Below are 25,126 nucleotides of genomic sequence, written 5' to 3'. Positions count from 1 at the left end.
GTCGGCGACGACCAGCGGGGCGAGGCCGAGGGACGGCTCGTCCAGGAGCAGCACCCGCGGTTCCGCGACGAGCGCGCGGGCCAGGGCGAGCATCTGCCGTTCCCCGCCGGAGAGGGTGTGGCCGAGCGCGTCCCGCCGTCGGGCGAGCGGTTCGAACAGCTCGTACTGGGCGTCGACGGCGGCGGTGCGGGCACTGCCACGGTGGCGCCAGAGGGCACCGAGGCGCAGGTTCTCGGCGACGGTCAGCTCGGCGACGACGCCGCGCCCCTCGGGTACGAGGCCCAGGCCGCGCCGCACCCGGTCCTCGGCGCGCAGTCCGCCCAGGTCGGCCCCGTCGAGCAGCACCCGCCCGCCGCGTGCGGGGACGAGTCCGGCCACGGCGCGCAGCAGAGTGGTCTTGCCCGCGCCGTTCGCCCCGAGCAGGGCGACGACGGCGCCGTCGGGCACCTCGAGGTCGAGACCGTCCAGGACGGGTGCTCCGTCGCCGTACCCGACGGTCAGGCCGTCGACGGTGAGCGTGCTCATGCGGCTCCCACCCCCAGGTAGGCGGCTTCGACGGCGGGGTCGCCGCGCACCTCGTCGGGGGTGCCGGCGGCGATCACGCGCCCGAAGTCGAGGACGACGACGCGGTCGGCGACCTTCATGACGAAGTCGACGTGGTGTTCCACGAGGAGCACGCCGCGCCCGTCGCCGGCGAGGTCGCCCACCGTGGTCGCGAGGGCGTCGATGTCGTCGGCGCCGAGGCCTCCGGCGGGCTCGTCGAGGAGCAGCAGCCGCGGTTCGGTCACCAGGGCGCGGGCCAGGGCGACGCGTTTGCGTTCGGGATAGGGCAGGGTCCCGGCGGCCCGGCCGGCGACGTCGGTCAGCCCGAGCCGCGCGAGTGTCGCGGCCGCGCGGGCGGTGTCCCCGCCGGTGGTGCTGAGCGGGACGAGCACGTTCTCCAGCACGGTCATCGTGTCGAACAGCCCGAGCCCTTGGAGGGTCCGGGAGACGCCCGCGCGGACCAGCCCGGTGGCCGACGACGGCGCCGGCGCGCCCGCGATCCGCACCGTGCCGCGGCCGGGGCGCACCAGGCCGCACACGGCGTTGAACAGCGTGGTCTTGCCGGCGCCGTTGGGCCCGATCAGGGCGACGGTCTCGCCCTCGCGCACGGCGAAGGACACGTCCTCCAGCGCGGTCAGCCCGCCGAAGGCCACGGTGACCCCGTCGATCTCCAGGAGGGGAAAGCTCTCGTTCATCGGCACCTCTTCGTGTCGGGTGGCGGACAGCGTAGCGGATAAACCGACCGGCCGGTATGGCCGGGGCGGCGTTCCGCGACGGCGTGTTCGGTGGGGTGGCCCGGCGGTGCCGGGCGGTCAGCGGTGCGGGATACCGGCGATCATGCCGCCGTCGGCCACGATCTCCGCGCCCGAGACCCACGACGAGGCGTCGGAGGCGAGGAACAGCACCGCTCCCACCACGTCCTGCGGCAGCCCCGGACGGCCCAGCGGGATGTCGAGCCGTTCCGGGTCGATCTTCACGGACATGTCCGTGAGCACCAGCCCGGGATGCACCGAGTTCACCCGGATCCCGGACGGCCCGAGCTCGACGGCCAGGGACTTGGTCAGGCCGAGCACCGCGAACTTCGAGGCGGTGTAACCGTGCAGGCGCGGGCTGCCGCGCTTGCCCTCGACCGACGAGATGTTCACGATCGACCCGCGGCCCGCCGCCTTCATGACCGGCACGACGGCACGGCAGCCCAGGAACGTTCCCGTGGCGTTCACGGCCATGACCGCCTCCCACTTGGCGAGCGTGAGGTGCTCGATGGGCGCCGCGTTCGCGATGCCCGCGTTGTTCACGAGCACGTCGACGCCGCCGAGGTCACCGGCCGTGCGCTCCACCACCCGCTCCCACGCGGCCTCGTCCGTGACGTCCAGCTCCTCGAACCGGGCACCCTCGCCCAGCTCGGCGGCCAGGGCCCTGCCCTGGTCCACCAGGACGTCCGCGACGACGACGCGTGCTCCAGCGTCGTGCAGGCCCCGCACGTACGCCTCGCCGAGGCCCCGCGCGCCACCGGTCACGAGAACGACCCGCCCGGTCAGGTCGACGCCCGCCGTCACCGCGCCACGTCCTCGGACACCTGGTCCGCCGCGGCCGGTGCCGCGTCGTGCGGAACGGCACCTCCTCGCGTCGTGACGCGCTCCGCGTCCATCGCACGGGCCGTGCCGGTCGTGCGTGCCGCGTCACCGGTGGCGTCGTCGGCGACGCGCACCACGATGCGTCCGGTGGTGCCGCCCCGGGCGAGTCGGCGCACGCCGTCGGCCGCCGCCTCGAACGGGATGACGTCGCTGACGTCGGGGAGCAGCGCGCCGTCGTCCACGAGGCGGCACAGCTCGGCGTGGGCCTGGTCCAGGAGCTGCGGCCGGACCTGCTGGTAGAGGCCCCAGTGGAGGCCGAGCACGCTGTAGTTCTTCACCAGGAGGTGGTCGGGCCGCACCCGCGGCAGGTCACCGCCGGCGAAGCCGACCACGACGATCCGCCCCTCGAACGCGATCACCTTGGTGGACTGCTCGAACGCGGTGCCGCCCACGGGGTCGAACACCACGTCCGCGCCGCGCTGCCGCACCGGGGTGACCCAGTCGTCGCCGCGCAGGTACACCTCGTGGGCACCGGCCGCCCGGGCGACGTCCGCCTTCTCCGGACTCCCGACGACGCCGACCACGTGTGCGCCCGCGGCCGCGCCGAGGCGGCAGGCCGCCGACCCGACACCGCCCGCCGCCGCGTGCACCAGCAGGGTCTCCCCCGGCTGGAGGCGGGCGCGGCGGTGCAGCCCGAACCACGCGGTCTGGTAGGCGATGGTCAGCCCGGAGGCGCGCACGTCGTCGAGGCCGGGTGGGGCCGGGTAGACCGCCGTCGCCGGGAGAACGGCGTACTCGGCGAGCGCGCCCTGCCCCCAGCCGACCACCCGGTCGCCGACGGCGAACCGGGTGACGCCGGGCGCGACGGCGGCCACCTCGCCGCACAGCTCGATGCCCGGGGTGAACGGCAGCTCGGGCCGCACCTGGTACTGGCCCCGGGCGAGCAGCACGTCGGGAAAGTTCAGCGCGACCGCGCGCACGCGGATCAGCACCTCGCCGGCGGCGGGCTCGGGGACGCCGGTGTCACCGAGTTCCATCACGTCCTCGGGCTCGCCGTTGGCCACGACGCGCCAGGCGGCCATGCGCGCCGCGACGGGAGGCACCCGCCGGTCGGACGCGAGAGGTTCCGCGGACACGGCCGGCCGGGGGGACGGTTCGGGCTCCGCGGCGGGGGCGGGTGGTACGGACTGCTCGGGCATCAGGTCTCCTTCCGGATGCTGCGCAGGAACAGATCGGTCACCTGCTGGGCGACCTCGGTCTTGGTCTCGGGGCCCTCCGGGCTGTACCAGTGCGACAGGTAGTGCACGTCGGAGAAGAAGTGCGCGATGAGGACCGCCGTCGGCACGTCGTCCCGGAACACCCCGGCGACCTGCCCGCGCTCGATGATCGCGGCGAACTGGTCGTTGTACTCCCGACGACGGCGGGTGACCTCCTTCTGGCGCTCCTCGGAGAGCATGTGCACGCTGCGGAAGAAGACCGTGCCCTCGGGCAGGAACTCGATGGACGTCTCCATGACGTCCACGCACACCGCGCGGAGCACCTCCTCGGGGGCGCCGCCGCGGGCGGTGATCTCGTCCAGGCGGCTCTTCTGCAGGGACAGCATGCGCTCGTAGATGGCGAACAGCAGGTCGTCCTTGGACGTGAAGTAGTGGTACATGGCGCCCTTGGTGACCCCGGCCGCCTCGACGATCTGCTGCACGCTCGTGTTGGCGTAGCCGCGCGTCGAGAACAGGTCGAGGGCGGCGCGGGTCACCTCGTCGGCGACGTTCTTGGTACGCATGGCTCCCATCCTCCATCACCTCCCCGAGGCGGCCCGGGCAGGCCGCCGGTCGTGCGCGCCGCCGTCAGCCCAGCGCACGGATGCTCGCCCCGCCGTCGACCAGAAGCGTCTGACCGGTGACCCAGGCGGCGTCGTCGGACAGGAGGAAGGCGGCCGGCCCCGCGACGTCGGACGGCTCACCGAGACGCTGGAGCGGGTACTCCGCGGAGACCTGCTCGTCGCGCCCCTCGTACAGGGCGCGCGCGAACGACGTCCGGACCACCGCGGGCGCCAGCGCGTTGACCCGGATGTCGGGCGCGAGCTCGCCGGCGAGCTGCTGGGTCAGGTTGATCAGCGCGGCCTTGGAGACCCCGTAGAAGCCGATGCCCGGCGAGGCACCCGTGCCCGCGACGGACGACAGGTTGACGATCGAGCGCAGCCCGCCGGCGCCCGTCGCCCCCGCCGCGGCGACGGCGTCGCGAGCCCACTCCAGGGCGGCGATCACGTTCACCTCGAGGATCTTCCGGGCGGCGGCGAGGTCCAGGTCCGCGAGCGCCCCGTAGGCGGGGTTGATGCCCGCGTTGTTGACCAGGTGGTCCAGGCCGCCGAACCGGTCGACCGCGGCGGAGATCGTGGCCGCGCGGTGCGCGGCGTCGTCCACCTTGCCCGCCACGCCCGCGGCGCGCTCCTCGCCGAGCTCGGCCACCGCGGCCGTGAGCGCTTCCTGGTCGCGGCCCGTGATGACCACGGAGCCGCCCTCGGCGACCAGCCGCCGTGCGATCGCGAAGCCGATGCCACGGCTCGCGCCGGTGATCACGGCGACCCTGCCCTCGAACCTGTCTGCCATGCGGTGCACCTCCCTGTGCGTCCGTGCGTGACCCGCCGTGCGGCACCGGGGCCGCGGGATGCCGGTCACGCACCGCCGGCACCACCCGATCATACCGTCTAGTCGGTTTGATGAGGAGACGGTACCGCATCGAGGTCCCGGTGCACCATCCGCGCGACGTCGACCCGCGAACGCGCCCCCAGCGCGACGAAGATCCCCCGCAGGTGGTGGTCCACCGTCCGCACGCTGACGGCGAGCTGTTGCGCGATCTCCCGGTTCGTGGCTCCGGTCGCGACCGCCCGGGCGATGCGGAGCTGGTGCGGGGTGAGCGCCGCGAGCGACGGCGCCGCCCGGGTGGGTGGCGCGCCCGCGGCACGCAGCTCCCCCAGGGCCAGGTCCGCCCACCCGGTGGCGCCGCACCGCTCGAACCCGTGCAGGGCGTCGCGCAGCTGGTCGCGCGCGGCCCGGAGCCGGCGCCGCCGCCGCAGCCACCGGCCGTACAGGAACTGCGTCCTGCTTCGCTCCAGGTCACCCGGGTCGTTCTGGTGCAGGTCGAGGGCACGGAGGAACAGCTCGCCCGGGTCGTCGCGGTGCGGCCCGGGCGGGGACCACTCGCCGCGGACGGGGCGGGGCGGCCACGGGGCCTCGCCGCCGCCCTCGCCGCCACCCTCGCCCGGAACCGCGACGCCGGACGCGGCGAGGAGCGCCCTGCAGCGGAACGCCTGTGCGGCAGCCTGGGCATCGACCCCGAACTCCGCCCACGCGGTGAACGCCGCGACGGCCGGGGCGCCCAGCTCCGGGCGTCGCGCCAGCACGACGGCCTCGACCAGGTCGGGAAGCAGCAGCGGCCGGATCGCGAAGTGGGCTCCGGTCCGGTCCTCGCGGGCGAGCGCCGTCAGGCGTGCGGCGGCGGAGTCGGCACGGCCGTGCCCGAGGTCGTCACGGGCCAGCGCCCACTCCGCGAGCGTGCGCGTCTGGGTCAGGCCGTGCCGTCGCGCGGTGGCGAGCGCCGCCTCCGCGTGCCGCCGCACCGCGTCCCCGTCGCCCTCCACCGACGCCGTGAGCGCCAGCACCGCGTGGTGGTGCGCGGCGGAGTTCGATCGTGCGGCGCGCAGCGCCAGGTCGAGACCTTCCGTGGCGTGGGCACGGGCGCGGGAGTGGCGCCCGCAGCGCATCTCGGCGTAGGCGAGGTACTCCAGCACGAGGGTGGCGACGTCGTCGCGTCCTGCGGCACGGGCCGCGGCGAGCGCCTCACGGCCGAGGCCCGCCGACACCACCACGTCCCCGAGCAGGAGCGCCGCCACCGATGCCCGGTGCAGCGCGGCCGGTGCCCCGTGGCGTGGTGCCTCGACCACGCGTCGCAGCGGCCCGACGGCGTCCGCCGGGCGCTGCTCCAGCAGGGCGCGCAGGCCGCCGAGGTGGTCGGCGAGATGGTCGGCGTCGGCGGCCGCCGGGCGCGGAACGGGGTCGGGGCGGGAGACAGGGTCGGCGCGGGAGACAGGGTCGGCGCGGGAGACGGGGTCGGCGCGACCGCCGTCGGGCGCCGGCACGATCGTATCCGCGGCGTCGATCGCGTCGCGGCAGGCATCGAGGTCACCGGCGGCCCAGGCGGCGTCGGCGGCCGCGAGCCCGGCGGTGCGGGCGAGCTCCGCGGACGCGTCGCCCGTCGCGCCCGAGGCGAGGGAGCGGGCCAGCATGAGGGAGGCGTAGGCGTCCCCGAGCGGACCGTCCCCCATGAGGGTCAGCCCTCGCGCGAGTTCCTCGTGGGCGCCGCCCGGCGTACCGGCGACGCGGAGCAGCACCGTGCCGCCCGTGCGGGCGGCGTCGGCGACGAGCGGCGCGTCGGCGGGCCGGACGACGAGGGCGATGCCGCCGTCGTCGAGGCGGCGCAGCGTGGCCGACGCCGGTTCGCGGTCCGCCCTGCCGGACCGCGCCGTCGGGGCAGCAGGCTCCGGCATGCTCCGTCGCACCCTCCGGATGATAACCGACCGACCAGGCGGTACGGAAGACGCCGGGCGGCGGCCGCGGGTTCGCGCGACCGCCGCCCGGGAGCGGGACGTCGTGAGCCGGGAGCGCCGGGGTCAGAACCCGCAGGTGCTCGCGGACTCCTCGATGTAGAGCCAGCTCGTCGGGGTCGGGCAGAGGAACTGCGTGTAGCGGGTGTCGTTGTCGACCCACCGCTTGAGCCACGAGATCGAGTACTTCGCGATCGTGGTGTTGCTCGAGTTGGGCGCGAAGTGCCCGGCCGAGTTCAGCTCGATGTACATCTTCTCGCCGCCGTGGGTGTTGTAGAAGGGCTTGGCGTGGGAGGCCGGCGAGGCGATGCTGTCGTACTCCGCACCGAAGTCGAGCATCGGGACCTCGACGTCACCCCAGGTCTTGTCCAGGTTCCAGGGGGTCATCGGGATGATCGCCTTGAGCGAGGGCCGGTCCTTCGCCGCTTCGAGCGTGCCGCCGCCGCCCATCGAGTGGCCCATCACCGCGAGCCGGGACGGGTCGACCCGGTCGGCCACGTCGCTGCGCTCGGTGAGGTAGTCGAGCGCGGCCAGGAGCTGGTCGCCGCGCTGGGCGGGCTGGTCCAGGCGCGTGGTGGTGTCGATGGTGAACACCACGAAGCCCTGGGACGCCACCCGGGCGCCGAGCCACTCGATCGAGGACTCGGACGCCGTGTACCCGGGCACGACGGCGACCGCACCGAACGTGCCGTCGGTGCGCGTGGTCGGGTAGTAGATGGTGCCGCCGCCGAAGCCGGGCGCCAGCGAGGAGACCGACTCCTCGGAGACGGAGTAGTGGCCCCGGGTCGCCTCGATGCTCGACTCGGTGGGGTTGGGTCCGCGCTCGTAGGGGTTGTCGGCGGCGTGCGCGGGTGCGGCGAAGGCGCCGAGGCCGACCGCGGCGGCGGCCACGGCGGCGGCGAGCGCCCGACGACGGCGTGGGCGGTGGTGCGATGGGTGCGTGGCGGTGCGTGACTGCATGGCGTCCTCCTTGACGTCTGCGGGACGTTCGGCAAAGCCCCGCGTGCCTCAACTATCCGACCGGTCGGTTTGTGCGGCATCGGCAAGATCACCGGTCCGCCCGCGCGAACCGTGCCACCACCACGGGCACGGCGCCCCTGATCGTGCGCGCGAGCATGACCGGATGCCGGCGACGGGGCCCGCGACCGCCCCGAACCGGCCGCACACCTAGGCGACGTCGGGCCGGGTCATCAGCGGGGAGCGCAGGTGCGGTTCCAGACGGGGATCGGTGAGGGGAACGACGTTCCACCTGGCGGTCGCGGTGCCGGCCCTGGTGTCGACCTCCAGCCGGATCCGGTGCGGGGTGGTGATGACGTACACGTCGGCGACGAACGTGTCTTCCTGCCAGGCACCTGCCGCGACGACGGGGCGCCCGAGCGGTGAGCTCTCGCGCCACGCGCGGTGCCCGGCATCGATGCCGGGCACCGACCCGAGCCGCAGGGTCCATCCGCCGTCCCCGGGTTCGACCACCACGGAGGTGCCCTCGGGCATCGCCGAGCCGGCGCAGGCGCCGAGCCTCGCCCGGACGACGTGGTCCGGCCCCGAGGTTCCCCGCGGTGGAGAAAGCGCCAGGTTCCGCAGGCGCTCGGCGAGGGCGCCGTCGTCCCGGGCGCTGTCGGCGGGTTCGGCGTGGTCCAGGCCGGGGAGCAGGTGGTCCCAGACGGGGTCGAGCAAGGTCTCTCCGCCTTGGCCGATGCCGGCGGTCAGCGCCACCACCAGATCGTGCGAGGGGACGACCAGGCACATCTGGCCGAACGAGCCCTCACCGCGATACCCGTGACGCGACATCCAGAACTGATAGCCGTACCCGCACAGCGAGTCCGGGTTCTCCGACCAACCCTCGACCTGGCGGGTCCCCACGTGTCGGCGGGTCGCCAGGTCCACCCACTCGCGCGGGACGAGCTGCCGGTCGCCCCAGCGGCCGCCGCGCAGCAGCAGCTGGCCGAAGGCGGCAACGGCCTCCGTCGTGAGATGCAGCCCGTGGAAGCCGAAGGCTGCGCCGCCGGCGAGACGGTCCCACTCGGCGTGGTCGATCCCCATCGGTGCGAGGAGACGCTCGTCGAGAAACTCCGGTAGGCCCGTGCCCGTGACCTGTTCGACCATCCTGGCCAGGACGTAGGTGGTGGAGTTGTCGTAGGCGTGCCGCGCTCCCTCCGGCTCGGGGAACGGAACGCGCAGAAAGCCCTTGGTGAGGTCCGCCGGCTCGAGGGCCCATGCCGCGTCCAGACTGTCCGAGTCGTGCCCGGTGGTCATCGACAGCAGGTGGTGCACGGTGAGCCGGCGTCCCTGCTCGGGCACATCGGCGGGGACGTGCTCGGGCAGCACGTCGACCAGCCGGTCGTCGAGCGAGAGCAGGCCGTCACCGATCGCGATCCCCACGGCGACGGCGGTGAACGACTTCGTCAACGAGTAGAGCAGATGCGGGCGGTCGGCCGAGTAGGGCGACCACCACCCCTCGGCGACGACGTGGCCGTGACGCACGACCATGATCGAGTGGCACTCGACCGACTGTGACTCCAGCCGGTCCAGCAGTGCCAGCACGGCCCGTGACGAGACGCCCGAAGCGCCTGGTGACGACCGGGGCAGGAGGGCACGACGAGAGGGCATTCACGCACTCTAGCCAGACGGGTCCGCCGACGGTGCGGCGGGCGCGCGGGAGGAGGGGAGGCGGGCGCGCGGGAGGAGGTTGCGGCCGTGGCGGACCCTACGCGTCTCAGTCCACCGCTTCCAGGACCTCGCCGATCATCGCGAGCACCTGCTCGTCCATCTCGACCTGGGCGAGGACGACGCAGATCGTCCCGTCGGGATCCACGAAGAAGTCGGTGCCGTATCCGCCCGACCAGCCGAACCGTCCGCGGTGCGGGCCGGCGGTCGTCACCGAGACGCCGAAACCCCAGCCCAGGCCGTCCCAGAAGCCCGGGAAGAAGCTCTCGGGAGTCTTGGCCGCCGCGTCGACCTGGTCGGTGCGCAGCTCGTCCAGGAGGGCGGGGCCGACCAGATCGCCGTCGACCAGCGCGCGCAGGAACGCGTGGTAGTCGGCCAGCGTCGAGACCAGCTCGGAGTGGCTCTCGTCGAACGGCGCCGGGCCCGTGTGGAATCCGCCGCCCGCGGGCTCCGCCTCGACCAGCCCTTCAGGCGTCCTGCGGTACGCCGCCAGGAGCCGATGTTCCTGGCCCTCCGGCACGCGGAAGCCCGTGTCCGGCATACCGACCGGTCCGAGGACGGAGTGCCGCAACAGCTCCGAGGTGCTCGTTCCCGCGACTCGTCCGAGCAGGATGCCCAGGATCCCGAACCCCAGGTGGTAGCGCCATCCCTGGCCGGGCTGGTGCGCGAGAGGCAACGCCGCGAGGGCGGCGAGCCACTCCTGGGCGCCCCGGTCCACCGGCTCGTTGTTCGCGTCGAGCCCGGCGTCCACCATCGCCCGCAGCAGCGGCGAGTCCACGGTGACGACCCCGTAGCCGGACTGGTTCGTCAACAGGTCGCGCAGCGAGATCGGGCGCTGCGCGGGCACGGTGTCGTCGACGTCGGCCATCGGATGCGCGAGCACGCGCCGGTCGGCGAGCTCGGGCATCCACGACTCGATCCCGTCATCCAGCGCGATCGCGCCCTGCTCGACGAGCCGCAGCGCCGCGACGGTCGTGACCAGCTTCGTCATCGACTGGATGCGCACGATCGCGTCGGCCTTCAGGGCTCCGCCGCCGGTCCCCGCGGACCCGACGAGCAAGGGGTCGCACTCTCTGCCGTAGGTCGCGATCGCGCCGGGGATCGTCCCCGCGTCGACGTGCCGGGCCAGGACTTCGCGCAGGGGATTCGCCATGGACGCCAGCGTAGTGGTGGGCCGCCGAGGACTCGGTGTTTTCCCCTCCGTGAGCTGCGGAAACCCCACCGGCCGGGTGCCCTCGTGGCAGCCCACGGTGAGCCCGCGGCCCGGGACGCGGGACCCCGTTCGGCCAGTCCGGCTCACTCCTGGATGAGCGCGATGACGTTGCCCGCGGGGTCGGCGATCCATCCGATCGTCGGGCCCTGGGCGGGATCAGGACTCCGCGCCACGCCGCGTTCGTCCTGGGCGAAGCCCGGGTACCGGATCAGGCTCACGCCCGCCGCCTCCAGTTCCGTCACCGCGTCGTCGATGTCCGGAACCACGAGGTTGAGCACGGTGAACGACGCCGGCGTGTGAGCGTCCCCCTTGGGGTAGACGAACACCGACGAGCCCTCGGTGAGGTCGATCTCGAGACCGCCCATGGCGTTCTCTCGCGCGGGCAGGCCGAGGGTGTCGCGGTAGAAACGGAGAGCGGCGTCCGCGTCGTCCACCGAGAAGCCGCTGAAACTGCGGACCGTGGTGACCATTGTGGGTTCCTTCCGTCGGAGCGGTCATACGGTTGACGACGGCGTGCCGAGAAAGTCATCGGTCGTGGCCGCGGTCGCGCGACGACTCCTGTGATCACCGGCTCCACCGGGAAGGAGCGCTGTCGGCGCCCTACCCGTGAGCGGCCAGGACCGCCGCGAGGCCTTCCTGAACGTCTCGGACGAAGTACCCGGGAACTTCCAGCGACGGGAAGTGTCCCCCGGCCTCGGCCGGCCTCCATCGGACGATCCGTCGGTACCGCTCCTGCGCCCAGGGCCGCGGGCACTTCTCGATGTCGCGGGGGTACATCGTGATCGCCGACGGGATGTCGACCCGGAGCCCGGGATCGAGCGCGTTCACGCCGCCGTGGCTCTCGTGGTAGATGCGGGCGGCCGATGCGCCGGTTCGTGTGAGCCAGTAGAGGGTGACGTCGTCGAGGATCCTGTCCCGGGAGATCCTCTCGAACGGGCTGTCCTCGGTGTCCGACCACTCGGCGAACTTGTCGAGGATCCAGGCGAGAAGCCCGACCGGCGAGTCGACAAGTGAGTAGCCGATGGTCTGCGGCCCGGTCGCCTGCTGCTTCGCGTATGCCGCACGCCAGCGCCAGAAGTCGCGTGTCTCCGCGGCCCACCGGCGCTCGGTTTCCGTCAGCCCATCCGTCGACAGCCCGGGCGGTGCCTGCGCCAGGGTGGTGTGGATGCCGAGGACGTGTTCCGGGAACCTGCCGCCGAGAACCGTGGTCACCACACCTCCCCAGTCCCCTCCGTGGGCGACGAACCTGCCGTAGCCGAGCCGCTCCATCAGCTCGACCCACGCGGCCGCGATCCTCCCGACTCCCCATCCCGTGGTGGCCGGCTTGTCGCTGTAGCCGAAGCCGGGCAACGACGGGACCACGACGTGGAACGCCGGGGCGTCCGCGTTCTTCGGATCCGCCAGCTCGTCCACGACATGGGCGAACTCGACGATGCTGCCCGGCCAGCCGTGCGTCATGACCAGCCCGACGGCGTCCGCGCGCGGGGAGGGGCGGTGCAGGAAGTGGATTCCCAGGCCGTCGACCGTCGTGCGGAACTGGCCGATCCGGTTCAGGCGCTCCTCGAACGACCGCCAGTCGTACCCCGTGCGCCAGTAGTCGACCACGTCGACGAGGTCGGTGAGCGGAACACCCTGCCTCCATCGGCGGGGGCCGTGTTCGGTGCGGTCGATGGTCTCGGGCTCAGGCAGTCGCGCCGCAGCCAGCCGCGCGCGCAGATCGTCGAGGTCGACGTCGGTCGCGCGGACCTCGAACGCTTGGACGTCACTTGCGAGACCGGACATCGGGACCTCCTGGCTGTCGCGGGCTGACTCTCCGGACCGGCGAACCGGCAATGACGGTTCTAGCACGACGTCTCGCCGCCGGGCAACCGGCTATGGTGGTTCCGTGCCTGCTGAGATCCCCGAGTTCCGCCTCGGTAGCGTGCTGGCGACGAGCTTCACGGCCACGCTGACCGAGCGGTGCGGCGACCCCGTGGAACGCATTCCCACGCCACAGCGACTCGTCGACTGGCTCGCGGCGAGTGGGCTGGCCGTAGATTCCTGCACCAGTGCCCAGTGGACACTCGCCCACGAACTGAGGGAGTCGATTCACGCCGCCGCGACGGCGGCAGCGGTCCAGGACGCTCTTCCCGCGCCCGCCGTCCAGGTCATCAACGAACGCAGTGCGCAGGGGCGGGCCGCCGCAGTGCTGACACCCGAGGGAGAACGCGAGTGGCGCCTGAGGTCGGCCTCGGGTGTGGAGGACGCCCTCGGCGTGATCGCGGCCGACGCGATCAGCATCATCGCCGGCGAACGAGACGGAAGACTGGCCCTGTGCGCCTCGCCGACATGTCAGGCCGCGTTCTTCGACACCAGCCGGAGCCGCACCCGCAGGTGGTGCGACATGAACACGTGCGGGAACCGCCAGAAGAAGGCGCGCTTCATGGCCAACCGGCGAAGGCTTGCCGGGCCGGCGGAGTGATCCCCGAGCACGCTCAGGACTCGTCCTCCGCCCGGGCACGACGGCGCAGCTCTTCCAGCGGGTAGGGGGTCGTGCGGCTCTCCCGTTGAAAGCGGAGGTAGAAGTCCCCCATCACCGCGGCGACGGGCGCGTCACGGACCATGATGTCCGCGAGCGCCGCCGGGACACCCGCCGGGGACACTCCCTGCGCGCAGGAGTGCACGGCCTTCCGGCGTTCGTCCGGCCCGTACCCGTAGAGAGCGACGGCCAGCCAGTTCACGAGGTGTGTGGCGGCGTAACCGCGGTCGTAGCCGCGGTGTGCGTCGAGGAAGGCGGCCTCGTCCCGCGCGAGGTCGAAGCGGGAGGAGATCGCGAGCCCGTAGTCGGCGAAGTAGAGGCGTTCGCCGTCGGTCAGGATGTTCTGGAAGTGGGCGTCGAAGTGCAGCAGCCCGCGGGAGTTCATGAACGAGATGCCGGCGCGCAGTTCGCGGTCCACCATGGCGCAGGCCCGCTCGGCGGCCTCGTCGCCCGCCTGGAGCTGGACGTCCAGCCAGTCGTGCAGGTTCTGCGGGATGTATTCGAGGAACAGGATGATGCTCGCCGAGGAGTCCCGTACGGCCTCGATCCGGTGGCGTATCTCCGGTCCGCCTCCCCAGTAGGCGACGGCGCGTTCGACGTCGGCCAGTTCCTCGGGAAGCGGCTGGCCGGCATCCGGCAGCACCCGCCAGTGGTGCGTGAGCGGGAAGCCCTCGTGGTCTCCGGTCACCACCCAGTTCGTCGTCATGATGTGCGCGGCCAGTTCCCGCCAGGCGCCGAACCCCGGGCCGCCGATGGTGCCGACGCCGTAGTGGCAGAACAGCGGCAGGTCGAACACGTTCGCCGTGGAGCGGAGGTTCTCGGGCCGGCGTTCGAGATCGGTCAGGCGCACCTGCTTGACGAAGACCGGGAATCCTTCGACCTCCAGGAGAACGGTCTGGCCGCCGATCCCGGTGCCGATCGGTGTGCCGGCGTCCACGAGCTCGGCGAGGCCGCGGTTGCTGCGCAGCGCAAGCGAGGTGGACACGGCACCGTGCGCGGCCAGGCGCGCGGTGCGGGACATGTCAGGGATCGTCAACTCTGCCTCCTGCCACCGTCCACGACACACCCATCACGATCATGCCCGACCAGGTGCCCGGTTCTCCTTACCGGACGCTGTCGCCGGTAGAGGCTGGCGTGAGATCGCGGCTCGGGACGGCCGGCGGAGCTCAGCGCCTGGTCTCGTACCTCGTCAGGACCACGCCATCGGGGAACTCCCTGGTCTCCACCAGATTCAGATCGACCCAGTTGTCCAGGGCCGTGAAGAACGGCTTGCCGCCACCCACCAAGACTGGTGCGGTCGCCAGCACGTACTCGTCGATCAGCCCGGCCCGCATGGCCGCCGCGGCGAGTGTGGCGCCACCGATGTCCATGGGGCCGCCGTCCTCGGTCTTGAGCCGGGAGATCTCGGCGACCGCGTCGCCGGTGGCCAACCGGGTGTTCCAATCGACCGTCCTGGTCGTCGAGGAGAACACCAACTTCGGCATGTCCTCCCAACGGCGGGCGAATTCGACCTCCGCCGGTGTGACGCCAGGCTGCTGATCGGCGGTCGGCCAGTAGGAACTCATCGTCTCCCACATTTTGCGCCCATACAGCGCCAGGCCCGTCGCCGCGACCCGATCGGACCACCACTGGAACAACTCGTCGCTCGGTACGCTCCAGTCGATGTCGCCACCCGGCGCGGCGACGTAGCCGTCCAGGCTCACGTTCATGCCGAACGTCAGTTTCCGCATAGCGCCATCCTCACACGAGTCGGGATCGGGTGAACAGGTCGGTGCAAGGCGGGCCATCTCGCTCGATCGAATTGGCGCGTGAGCTGCGTCCGCAGCGGGGATCGTGTCAGCGCGTACGGTCTGGTACTCGGGCCCGAAGCCGCGGATGTTGCGGATCGAGGCTCTTCGCCAGGCCGGCACTCGGGCGGCCGGGTCAGAAGTTGATCATGTGGTTCGGAGGGGCTGGATCGTTGGAATTCTGCGGTTTCCAGGATAGCTCGGGTCCGGCGTGCCTGCTGCGTGCCACTCCGGACCAGGGTGCCGTGCGCTGGCCAACGGGCCGATCAGGACGTCGAAGGCATCTCCGAGCTGACGCATACCGTCTCCGCACCGTGACGCGTCATGGCTGAGAATATCCAGCACGCCGAGCCATACAGACGATCGGTCAATTCCCACCGCATACGAACGTGACCGTCGTGTCGTGCGATGACCCGAAGCTCAGATTCGACCGCCGCGCGCTGCCCGCCGACGTCGGGTTCGTTCTGCCAAGGGAGCTGGGACGGGCCAGGGGGACGGTTCTCGTCATCCCGCAAGCGGCGGCCGCGTCCTTGCGGACAAGACCTACTCCGGCCCGGCTACCCGTCACGCGCTGCCCAAGCGCAGTACCACGCTCGTGAGTCCGGCCCACCCGTGTTCGACGCCTGGGCCCACAAGGGACGCAACGTCGTGGAACCCGCTGAGTCAGTACGCCTAGGCGAGCCTCCACGATACGAACTAGCGGTCTGCCGTATGGTCCGTTTCATGCCGAGCGTCGCCGCCACCGCCACGCCGGAGGCGTACGCCCGTTGGCAGGTGAAGCTGGCGGCTGAGTTCTTCGAGGGCCACGAAGGACAGCCCGTCGTGATGTTCGTCGGTCGGGACGAGCTGGATGCACTCGCCGACGACGGTGAGGACTGCGTCCGCTCCCTCGCGGCGGCGGTGCGAGGCGTCGTCGACGTCTCGAAGCATGGCAGCATGTTCGAGCCGGTCACCCGACTCGAACGAGCCTGGCAACACGGGCTGCGCGCCACCCCGCCTCCCACGCTGCCCGTGCTCGCGCTTAGTGTCCTGGCGGCGTCAGAGATGCGTAGCGACTCCTCGGGGGCACGACACAACTACTACATCCGGCTGGCACGTGCTCTTCTCCCCGACGGCACCGATGCTGAGGTCGACGTCCTCCGCACTGACCTGCGCGAACGTGGTGCCTTCGTCGGCGTTGCCACGATGTGGCAGCGCCTTGACGAGTGGCTCGAAGAGCAAGCCGGCACCTTCGGCACCTCCACGATCCGTGAGGACCGGGAGTACACACGGATCGGTTATCCCCTGTCCCAGACGCTGCTCCGGCGTAGTGACCGCGCCGCTCTGACGCGCTTCTTCGAGCGCATGCGCCTGAAGCAGGCGGGAACTCCGGCGCCCTCGACGTTGCTGAGCCTCCTGAAGGTCTGGACGTACAACCGCAACCAGGGCTTCAGCGACCGATTCGTGGAGGCCCTCGACGACGCGACGCTTCAGGATTACCTAGAGCCGCTCGTGCATGGTCTGGCCGTGGCTTGGGACGGAAACGTCATCACGGCGAGCGGGCTCCGTCGCCTGGAGATCCGCCCCGCAATCGACCTTGACGAAGGCGAAGCGTGGTGGGTCGTCCCGGCCGTTGCGGGTGCGCCAGATGACGTCCTCGTGGGTACCAGCGATAGCGAAGAGTTCACGGTGATCGTGACGACCGACCCGCACAGCTCGATGCTCGACGCTATTGGGCTCCCGGAAGTGACCCCACATGCACTGACGGTCGGGCTATCAGCCCGGGGCGAGGCGTCGTACGCCGAGTTCGAGCCGTCCAAGCTGCTCGTTTTCATGGAGAATGCCCATGCTGGCGGCTGGTTGGCGGTCGACGCCGTGCAGCCCTACGAAGAGCACGTCTTCGCGGTCACACGGCACCTCTCCCCCGGCGTTGAGGAAGCGCTGCGGTCGGCAGCCGATAGTGGCTGGCAGAAGATGAAGGACACCAACGCCGAGCGCCTTCTCAGCGGCTACTCGATCTACTACCGCGTCACTTTCTCCGACCAAAGGCTGCTCGAAGCCGCAACCCGAGCTCTGCCGGGCACCACTGCGGCGCCGCTGCGCATAGGGACGACGGCGCGACCAAGGCTCATCAACGGGCTGCCGATGTTCCGCAACCTCAGCCGCAACACCTATCTGGCCGGCGGCGAGCCCGATCTTGAGCTCCCGGTGGGCGCCGAGCCTCGCAGGGTCGAGGTGACACTTGACTACAACAGGTCGCAGCCCTTCCGTGCCTCGATCTTCCCGATCCCGTTCGCCAGGTTCGGACCGTACGAGTCCGGGATCCACACGATCGAGGCGGACGGGGAGGAGTTGGCGTTCATCGTCAGCCCCGGACCAGATGCCGGCTGGCAGGCTCCCGGCGTTGGCAGTCGCTTCTGGATTGGCGGCAACCTGCGTGAGATCGGAGAACCCGCTGAGGTCTGTGGCGCGCTGACGAACGATCTCGTTACCGACGACGTCGTACTAGCACGACGAGGTGCGCTGGAGAACTGGATAGTGGATCGGAGTGGTCACGTACGGCTGCTCGAGGAGCCAGCGCTTCCGACCTTCCTTCCAGGCGCGAGCTTCATGTGCTTCGAGGTCGCGCGCGACGAGGGTGCTTGGCTGCTCCAGCGACGCGCGAAGGGGTGGCAAGCAACGCGTCTCCGAGTTGCCGAGCCCGCCTTCCGAGAACTCACCACCCAGGACCGGCAGGTCTGGGCCGCCGCCAGCGCGACCGTTCGACTGGACGACCCGATTTGGAAGTTGTACCTCGAAGCCTGGGAGCGCCGCAGTGCGAGCTGACCTTCTCCTGAACTGGATGAGCGAGGTCGGGTCCGGCGACATCCGCGACCTGCGCCAACGGATCGCGTGGGCCGCTCGAAGCGCGGACCGGAGCCCGCGACCGCGTGACACCGGACGCTGGCTCCGAGATGTCTCCTCCCTCGGCCACGCCGAGATCGATTGGGCGAATGATCGCTGGGCGATCGCTCCCGCCGTTGCCACCTTGACACCTGGTGCAGGGGGGACGGCGGTGCTCGTGGGTCAGCGGCGAATCGGGCTACTGGAGCGCCTGGAAGACGTCTTCGCCGTCCAGGTCGAGGAGCACGAGAGCAGCCACGGTGCGCCGCTCTGTGCGCCATCTTCGGTCTACGTGCAGTCAGACTCGATCGACGCGCTGCGATCCGACCTCGCCGAGCTCGGGATCGCTTTCGTCGGCTGCGCCGCCCGCAACATTGCGGAGGGCCTTAGCCCCATTGGACTCGGCGACCTGGCGGCATCGCCGAGCCGTAGCGACGTGGTCGAGCATCTGACACTCACTGAGGACTGGCACCAATTCTCCCCTGGGCTTCCAGCTGCTGACGGGCTCTGCCGGTTCACGGCGCTCGGGCGGCCGAGCTACCTCTTCCGGTCCGGCAAAAACTGGCACCACACCGACCACGCCACCGGGATCCTTCTCGAACTCGCCCGCTGCGGGCTATCCGTCATCCGCTGGCGCCCTGAGCGCACCATGGCGGGTCAGGAGATCGGCACGGCGTTCGTAGACCAGGGTGCACCGCTACCGCCACTTCAAGCCCGCGCACTTGTGCTGTGCAGCGGCCTCCCGACCCGGTTCGGGCGGGCCGTCGGCACCGCGATCTATCCGAATGTCCCCAAAGAGATCGTCGAGCTGGTGGGAGAATCCATTCGCCAGCGCGTCACTGTCATCTCGTGATTCAGCCAGAGGTACCGATGGCCACTCCCCAGCCCCCTTCCCACCATGGTCTCGACGTCACGGGCACATTCGACCGGCTGCGCGAGGCGTATTTCCGCTACTACGACACGCCGTTTGGGCTGGCCGACCAGCGGCTGGAGCACGAGCGACGCGCCCTCTTCGACCGCGACAACGGCGCCTACCGTCTGCCGCTCGTCGAACTGCGCCCGGAGTACGTCAGTAGGCCGCACGGTCTGAGCACCTCGGTCGCCACCTGCGGGGCGCCGAGCGAGCTGGCCGACTTCGCTGCCTGCGGGCTCATTCCTGCAAACCGCCCGCTCTACCTGCACCAGGAGCGGGCACTCACCGCCGGGATGGCAGCGGGCACCAACATGATCGTGACGGCGGGCACGGGCTCGGGTAAGACAGAGTCATTCTTGCTCCCGGTTCTCGGCTCGCTGCTCGAAGAGTCCCGCACCTGGGCGGGCAGCCCCGCCTCCTATTGCCCCTGGTGGCAACAGGGCGGCACGCCGTTCGCTTCACAGCGCCAGGGTGAGACGGGCCGCGACCGAGCCGTGCGTGCCCTCGTGCTCTACCCGATGAACGCCTTGGTCGACGACCAGCTCATGCGTATGCGACGCGCCTTGGACAGCGATGCCGCTCGGAGCTGGCTGGACGCGAACCGCCACGGCCACCGCTTCTACTTCGGGCGCTACACCGGCGCGACACCGGTGACCGGCAGCCGCGAGACCAACAGTGCGGTCGAGCGGCTCCGCGACGTCCTCAACGCGACAGAGCTGCGCGGGCTGCGGGCAGCCCAGGTGGCGCAGGAGACTGGCAACGACGAGGTGCGGTACTTCGTTCCCCGGCTTGATGGCGCCGAGATGCGCTCTCGCTGGGACATGGCCGACGCGCCGCCCGACATCCTGGTCACCAACTACTCGATGCTCAACGTCATGCTCCTGCGCGAGCGCGACGGCCACTACTTCGACTCGACGCGGAAGTGGCTGGAGGCCGACCCAAGCCACAGGTTCACGCTGGTGGTCGATGAGCTGCACATGTACCGCGGCACAGCGGGGACTGAGGTCGCCTACCTGCTGCGCAACCTCAAGCAGCGCCTCGGGCTGGATGAGCATCCGGACCAGCTCCGTGTGTTGGCGGCCTCTGCCTCGATTGACGCCGAGCGCGACCAGGACTACTTGGAGGAGTTCTTCGGGGTCGACGCCAGCTCCTTCGAGTTCGTGCCGGGGACCCTATCTATGCCGGGGACTGCCCCCGTTGGCACGGCGTCGTTGGCTACCCAGATCCTCGACTCCGAGGAATCCGCGACGCCGCGGATCGTTCGCGATGCCGGCCTGACCGACACGCTCCGGCGCGCCTTCCTCACCAAGGAGTCGGACGACGCACCGGAGATTCCGGTCGCGAAGCCGCTGGCAGCGCTGGCCGACAAGGTCTTCTCTGAGGCGCCGGAGACCGACCGTGAGACTGCGCTCAAGCGGCTGCTCTCTGCCCTTTCGGATAATTCCGTCGATGCCGATCCCAAGGTGCGGGCGCACTACTTCTTCCGGAATGTGCCGGGCGTCTGGGCGTGCAGCGATCCGGCATGCACGCTCGGCCCGCAGGACGAGAAACCGCGACCGGTCGGCCGACTCTTCCGTGAGCCTGTCACGCGCTGTGGCTGCGGTGCTCGCGTCCTTGAGCTTCTCTACTGCCAGAACTGCGGCGACGTCATGCTCGGCGGTTTTACGCCGGAGGGCGCGACCCAGCGGAACGTCGTCAAGACTCTCCTACTGGCGGACGTACCCGAGCTCGGCAAGCTGCCTGACCAGGTCCAGTCGGAGCGGACGGCCAACAACTACCTCGTCTACTGGCCGAACACGGCCAACACCCTGCCGACCTTGCCAGGTAGCAACTGGACGCGCGACGGCGGCAACGTCCAGTACGAGTTCCGCCGCAGTGAGTTGACTCCGGCCAGCGGCGGCATACGCAATGCCCGGCCACATGGTGGACACACCGGATGGACCTTTCACGCAGTGGTTCCCGCGGCGCGGCGCACCAGGCGCGACCCCGCCCAGCTCAGCCCGTTCCCGACTACGTGCCCGAGCTGCGGCGACGACTGGGAGATCCAGTGGGGCCCCGGCGGAGTTCGGCTGCCGCACACCGACCAGCGCACTCAGCGCTCCCCCATCCGGACTATGCGCACAGGTTTCGAGAAGATCAACCAGGTGCTCACGACCGAGTTGGCGACGGATATGGGCGACAACGACCGTAAGGTCATTCTCTTCACCGACAGTCGGCAAGACGCCGCCAAGCTTTCCTCTGGCCTCGGGCTGCGTCATTACCAAGACCTCCTGCGTCTCCTGCTCCACGAGCAGATGCAGGCGTCGGCGGACATCGCGCCCGACATCGCCCTGGCGCGGGCGCACGTTGTTGATGGCGACAAGACGCCCGAGTCGTGGGCGGCGTTCGACCGGCTGGAGAAGCATGACGCGCTGGTCTTCCAGAAGCTGCGCGACACTTGGGAAGGTCGGCCCGGACACGATCTAGCAGACGAGCCCGGCCTGATCCTGAGTCTCAGCAAGGGGCCGACGGTCGACGCCTCAACTGGCGCCATCTCAGCCAAGCTCCTCATGCTCGGCCTCAACCCGGGCGGGCCGCACGCGAGCATCGAGAAGACGGCCTCAGGCCGCAAATGGACCGGTCTCTATGACTGGTCGCTGACGCCACCGCAGCCCCGCTCAAACCTGTCGGCCGAGCAGCAGGCGCTCCTCGCGGAGATCAATGTCAAGCTCCTCGCCGAGATTCTCGACGGGCTGTTCTCCGGTGGCGGTCGTGACTTTGAGTCGCTCGGCCTCGGCTGGCTGGCGCTGAGTAGCGACGACGAGCCGCTCGACATCCTGGCGACGGACGACATGGCCTACACCCGCGCCAGCCTGCGGGTCCTTGCGAACGCGCGCCGTTTCGAAGGGATGAGGACGCCACGACAGGATCCGCCTGCGCAGCTTCGGAACTTCTGGAAGGCGATCGAGCAGGCCGGCGGGCCGACGGCTATCCAGTTGCAGAACGTCTTCACGTTGAAGTGCGGGACTGCTGTGCGTGACTACCTCATCGACCCGACGAGGGTGCTGCTCCGCCAGAGCAACGGCAAGGCGTGGGTCTGCGACAACTGCGGACGACAGCATCTGAGCCGGAGCTGCGGGTTCTGCGTCCACTGCTACAAGGCGCTCCCGGTCGACGCTGAGTCGGTCGACCCGACCAGCGACTACTACGGCTGGAAGGCGACCCGTCAGGCCGGACGCTTCCGGCTCAACACCGAAGAGCTGACCGGCCAGACCGACCGGATCGATGCCCAAGGCCGCCAGGCACGCTTCCAGGGTGTCTTCCTCGATTCCGGTGCCGATCCGGAGGTCGGCGAGGCCGACGGCATCGACCTGCTGAGCGTCACCACCACGATGGAGGCTGGTGTCGACATCGGCGCACTATCAGCCGTCGTACTCGGCAACATGCCGCCTACCCGGTTCAACTACCAGCAGCGCGTCGGTCGTGCCGGGCGGCGCGGCAGCCCAGTCGCTATAGCGCTGACAGTGTGCAGGGGCCGGAGCCACGACGAGTACTACTTTGACCAGCCCGAGCGGATCACGAACGATCCGACGCCAAAGCCATACCTGGCGACTGGGCGCAAGGAGATCTTCGCCCGATCGCTCCGCGCTGAGGTGCTACGTCGGGCGATGCGCGACGTCGAGACAGCGATGACAAATGACGGCCTGGACTTCACGCGGACGGTCAATGTTCACGGGGCGTTCGGCCAGGTGACTGACTGGCACGCCGCGCGACCCTACCTCGTGGACTGGCTCACGAGCCACGCTGCGACGGTACAGCAAGTTGCACAAGCCTTCGCTGATCGGACGCCGCTGGCACCCGAGGCCAGCAACCTGGCGTCCGCCTGCATCGCCGAGCTGCCAGACCTCATCGACAGGGCGGCTGCGGACGGAACGGTGGGGCACGAGGATCTCAGCCAGCGGCTCGCCGAAGCCGGCGTCCTGCCGATGTTCGGGTTCCCGACGAGCGTTCGCTACCTCTACTTGGAACGGCCGTTCAAGACCTACCCGTGGCCGCCGGCCAACGTTATCGACCGCGACCTGGCTATCGCCTCAAGCCAATTCGCCCCGATGAGCGAGGTCGTCCGCGACCGACAGATCTACACCTCGATCGGGCTCGCTGCCTTCCAGCCGGCCGGGCGCCGGGTGGAGCATGCGGACGGCGATCCTCTCGGTCACGACCGGACCATCTACCTCTGCCGTTCCTGCTCCTATCTCTCCGACGAGGACCTGGGCGACATCGTCACCTGCCCACAGTGTGGCTACGGGCCGGACGGGTTCGCCAAGATGTCACTGCGCGAACCGCTCGGATTCCGTGCCTGGAAGCCACGCGATTTCGATGGCAACTTCTCCTGGTCGCCTCGTGCGATGGCGGCACGGGCACTCGCCGACCTCAACGCCCTCGACTCGGCAACGGTCGGTTCAGCCATCGCATACTCTGGCCCCGGGCGCCGGTTCGTGATCAATGACAACGGCGGCAAGCTCTTCACGTTCAAGGCGGCAGCTGCGGGCGGCCAGAACTGGGGCGGCTACGTCTCGGTGGAGGCCATAGACAAGGGGATCATCCCGCAAGCCCTTGCAGCGGGGGATGCGCTCGACCCCGTGGCGCTCGGCGCCGTGCAGCCGACTGACTTCCTATTCTTCGGCCCGCAAAGCGGCACGATTCCCAGCGAGGGCATCCGCCTGAACTTTTCGGGTGGGACGCAGCCATACGGGGCACCAGACATCTCCGACGGACGCCGCGCGGCGTGGTACTCCCTTGCCTTCCTGATCCGCAGGGTCGCCGCGGCGGAGCTGGATATTGAGCCGCTGGAGCTCGTCGCCGGCATGTTCGCGGGGCTGGCGAGCAACGGGGAGTCCGCGCCGTACGCCTTCATCGCTGACACGCTAGAGAACGGCGCTGGCTTCTCGACGCACCTCGGGCGTGCGGAAGAACTCCGCGACCTGATCAAGGCGATCGGGAAGCACCTCGACAAGCTCGCCGAGCCCGAGCACGCCGACGACTGCTCCGCCTCCTGCTACCGGTGCCTCCGCGACTACGGGAACATCTCGTACCACGCGCTGCTCGACTGGCGGCTGGCTCGCGATCTGCTCCACGTTCTGCTGCACGGCAAGCTCGAGGTCGACGAGCAAGTACTCCAGCGAGCCGCCGAGGCGTGGGCGCACGGCTACTCCGCGGAGGTGCTCCCTGACGCCACGGGCGCTGTCCGCTTCGAGCACCCGCAAGGCGACCGCGTCCTCGTCGTGCGTCACCCACTCGAGTCTGCGGACACCGTCCTGATGTCGGACCGTCTCGCAGAGGCGGTGGCCCTTGCTGAGGTGGCCGCGCCGGGTGTCCCGGCCGTGATTCTCGACAGCCTAACGCTCGACCGTGACCCCGGCAGCGTGCTGCAGCTCGCCGAAGCGATGGACGCACCGGCGTGACGAGTGCAACGCCGATCGACCAAGGCCGAGAGTGGTTGTCCCCCACCCGCGCATGGCGCCTGACGGAGTGTCCCGCCTCCGTTGGTCCAACTACTTACGCCACGGCGAAGGGCACCACGCAGGATGTCAACACCGGCACGTTGGCACATCGCGTGCTGAAGCGCTGGATTGCCGTGGAGGGCTACCGCGCCCAAGACCCACGACAGACGTTGGCGTCCGCGGTCAACGAGCATGTCGCCGAGCTTGGCGGACGTCTCCCAGCCGGTTGGGCACTGGCTCGCGCGCGGCTGCTGGCGCGCGGAACCGCACTGGCGGCACTGCTCGGGGCGCGCTCACCTGATGAGGTGATCTCGGAGCAAGAGATGATAGACCCCGAGCTCCGCCTCCGCGGGACACCCGACCTCGTCCTACTTGGCCCCGAAGTCGTCCTGATCGACCTCAAGACACAGACCTTCACCAAGGACGATGTACCCGACTGGGTGAAGTTTCAGCTCACGATCTATGCATATCTCGTTGAGCTCACGTATGGCCTGCGGCCGGACCGGGTCGAAGTCTTCTCCCTCAACCGCGGGCCGATTCCGGTGACGGTCACCGACGAGAAAATTAAGGACGCGTTGTTGCAAGTCGCCTCGGCTCGGGCGTCGAGCAGGCACGATGCGAAGCCTGCGGAGGTCGTCTGCTACTTCTGCAGACGACGGCTGGAGTGCCAGCCACACTGGGATGCCGCGACTAAGTGGCCCGATGCTGACTGCGTCGAGGGAACACTCCGACGAATCGAGGAAGCGACGACCGGAGCGGTTGCAGTGCTCATCCAGACTAAAGACGGCGACGTCTGGGTCAGCGGCGTACCCGGGGAACTCATCACTGGTGGCCCCGGCGACCATGCGAGGCTCGTACGGCTCGGACGATCCCGAACCAACGAGAGCGGGCTAACCGGGCGTCGCTGGGGGCATAACAGCGCGGCCCACATCGCGACACCAATGTAGCCTTCAGGATCTACACCGCTCAAAC

General features: G+C 70.2%; 18 protein-coding genes and 1 pseudogene. 5 read left to right on the top strand and 14 right to left on the bottom strand.

All coding sequences use genetic code 11. The annotated features are described in order from the left end of the window. Window positions 1-30 precede the first annotated feature (30 nt). The 12 genes and pseudogenes from J0911_RS00915 to J0911_RS00860 all read right to left on the bottom strand — a co-directional run. Window positions 31-525, bottom strand: a pseudogene (locus tag J0911_RS00915) (ABC transporter ATP-binding protein); the annotation flags it as partial. Beyond that, a complete protein-coding gene (locus tag J0911_RS00910; protein WP_207273511.1) occupies window positions 522-1,238 on the bottom strand; it encodes an ABC transporter ATP-binding protein in 717 nt (238 codons plus the stop codon). The pseudogene J0911_RS00915 and the gene J0911_RS00910, both read right to left, overlap by 4 nt. Before the next feature lie 117 nt (window positions 1,239-1,355). Beyond that, on the bottom strand, window positions 1,356-2,099 hold the full coding sequence (locus J0911_RS00905; protein ID WP_207273510.1) for an SDR family NAD(P)-dependent oxidoreductase: 744 nt from the start codon (window positions 2,097-2,099) through the stop codon (window positions 1,356-1,358). After that, window positions 2,096-3,316, bottom strand: coding sequence for an NADPH:quinone oxidoreductase family protein (locus J0911_RS00900; protein WP_307864849.1), 1,221 nt, complete (start codon window positions 3,314-3,316; stop codon window positions 2,096-2,098). Before J0911_RS00900 ends, J0911_RS00905 begins: the two co-directional genes overlap by 4 nt. Further along, window positions 3,316-3,897, bottom strand: a complete 582-nt coding sequence (locus tag J0911_RS00895; RefSeq protein ID WP_207273509.1) for a TetR/AcrR family transcriptional regulator — start codon at window positions 3,895-3,897, stop codon at window positions 3,316-3,318. Before J0911_RS00895 ends, J0911_RS00900 begins: the two co-directional genes overlap by 1 nt. A gap of 64 nt (window positions 3,898-3,961) precedes the next feature. Continuing rightward, a complete protein-coding gene (locus tag J0911_RS00890) occupies window positions 3,962-4,723 on the bottom strand; it encodes an SDR family oxidoreductase (protein ID WP_207273508.1) in 762 nt (253 codons plus the stop codon). Window positions 4,724-4,821: 98 nt separating this feature from the next. Beyond that, window positions 4,822-6,672, bottom strand: coding sequence for a helix-turn-helix domain-containing protein (locus J0911_RS20945; protein ID WP_207273507.1), 1,851 nt, complete (start codon window positions 6,670-6,672; stop codon window positions 4,822-4,824). A 111-nt stretch (window positions 6,673-6,783) separates the two neighbouring features. After that, window positions 6,784-7,677 carry a dienelactone hydrolase family protein gene (locus tag J0911_RS00880; protein WP_242636087.1) on the bottom strand — a complete coding sequence of 298 codons (894 nt, stop codon included), beginning with the start codon at window positions 7,675-7,677 and terminating at the stop codon, window positions 6,784-6,786. Window positions 7,678-7,884: 207 nt separating this feature from the next. After that, window positions 7,885-9,324: a serine hydrolase domain-containing protein gene (locus J0911_RS00875; protein WP_207273506.1), complete on the bottom strand. Its 1,440-nt coding sequence runs from the start codon at window positions 9,322-9,324 to the stop codon at window positions 7,885-7,887. A gap of 106 nt (window positions 9,325-9,430) precedes the next feature. Continuing rightward, window positions 9,431-10,534, bottom strand: coding sequence for a serine hydrolase domain-containing protein (locus J0911_RS00870; protein WP_207273505.1), 1,104 nt, complete (start codon window positions 10,532-10,534; stop codon window positions 9,431-9,433). A 143-nt stretch (window positions 10,535-10,677) separates the two neighbouring features. Next, window positions 10,678-11,064 (bottom strand): VOC family protein, encoded by a 387-nt coding sequence (locus tag J0911_RS00865; RefSeq protein WP_207273504.1) that lies wholly within the window; start codon window positions 11,062-11,064, stop codon window positions 10,678-10,680. A gap of 130 nt (window positions 11,065-11,194) precedes the next feature. Then, window positions 11,195-12,376, bottom strand: coding sequence for an epoxide hydrolase family protein (locus tag J0911_RS00860; protein ID WP_207273503.1), 1,182 nt, complete (start codon window positions 12,374-12,376; stop codon window positions 11,195-11,197). A 103-nt stretch (window positions 12,377-12,479) separates the two neighbouring features. Between J0911_RS00860 and J0911_RS00855 the strand changes: the two genes are divergently transcribed. After that, on the top strand, window positions 12,480-13,055 hold the full coding sequence (locus J0911_RS00855) for a CGNR zinc finger domain-containing protein (RefSeq protein WP_207273502.1): 576 nt from the start codon (window positions 12,480-12,482) through the stop codon (window positions 13,053-13,055). A 13-nt stretch (window positions 13,056-13,068) separates the two neighbouring features. Here the strand turns inward: J0911_RS00855 and J0911_RS00850 are convergent, their stop codons facing one another. Both J0911_RS00850 and J0911_RS00845 read right to left on the bottom strand, forming a co-directional pair. Beyond that, a complete protein-coding gene (locus J0911_RS00850; protein WP_207273501.1) occupies window positions 13,069-14,133 on the bottom strand; it encodes a protein kinase family protein in 1,065 nt (354 codons plus the stop codon). Between the two features lie 145 nt (window positions 14,134-14,278). Next, window positions 14,279-14,842, bottom strand: a complete 564-nt coding sequence (locus tag J0911_RS00845) for a dihydrofolate reductase family protein (protein WP_207273604.1) — start codon at window positions 14,840-14,842, stop codon at window positions 14,279-14,281. Between the two features lie 780 nt (window positions 14,843-15,622). Between J0911_RS00845 and J0911_RS00840 the strand changes: the two genes are divergently transcribed. Genes J0911_RS00840 through J0911_RS00825 form a run of 4 tightly spaced genes read left to right on the top strand, consistent with a single transcriptional unit; the run spans window position 15,623 to window position 25,101 of the window. Next, the gene (locus J0911_RS00840; protein ID WP_207273500.1) at window positions 15,623-17,704 is read left to right on the top strand and encodes a hypothetical protein; all 2,082 of its coding nucleotides are present in this window, start codon (window positions 15,623-15,625) and stop codon (window positions 17,702-17,704) included. A gap of 16 nt (window positions 17,705-17,720) precedes the next feature. Continuing rightward, window positions 17,721-18,614, top strand: a complete 894-nt coding sequence (locus tag J0911_RS00835) for a hypothetical protein (RefSeq protein ID WP_207273499.1) — start codon at window positions 17,721-17,723, stop codon at window positions 18,612-18,614. A gap of 17 nt (window positions 18,615-18,631) precedes the next feature. After that, on the top strand, window positions 18,632-24,115 hold the full coding sequence (locus J0911_RS00830; protein ID WP_207273498.1) for a DEAD/DEAH box helicase: 5,484 nt from the start codon (window positions 18,632-18,634) through the stop codon (window positions 24,113-24,115). After that, window positions 24,112-25,101, top strand: a complete 990-nt coding sequence (locus tag J0911_RS00825) for a PD-(D/E)XK nuclease family protein (protein WP_207273497.1) — start codon at window positions 24,112-24,114, stop codon at window positions 25,099-25,101. Before J0911_RS00830 ends, J0911_RS00825 begins: the two co-directional genes overlap by 4 nt. Window positions 25,102-25,126: the final 25 nt, after the last annotated feature.

It is taken from the genome of Myceligenerans salitolerans, from assembly GCF_017349295.1.
Classification (GTDB): Bacteria; Actinomycetota; Actinomycetes; order Actinomycetales; family Cellulomonadaceae; genus Myceligenerans; species Myceligenerans salitolerans.
Note: the sequence above shows the minus strand (reverse complement) of the source record. Positions and strands in the feature narration are given on the sequence as shown.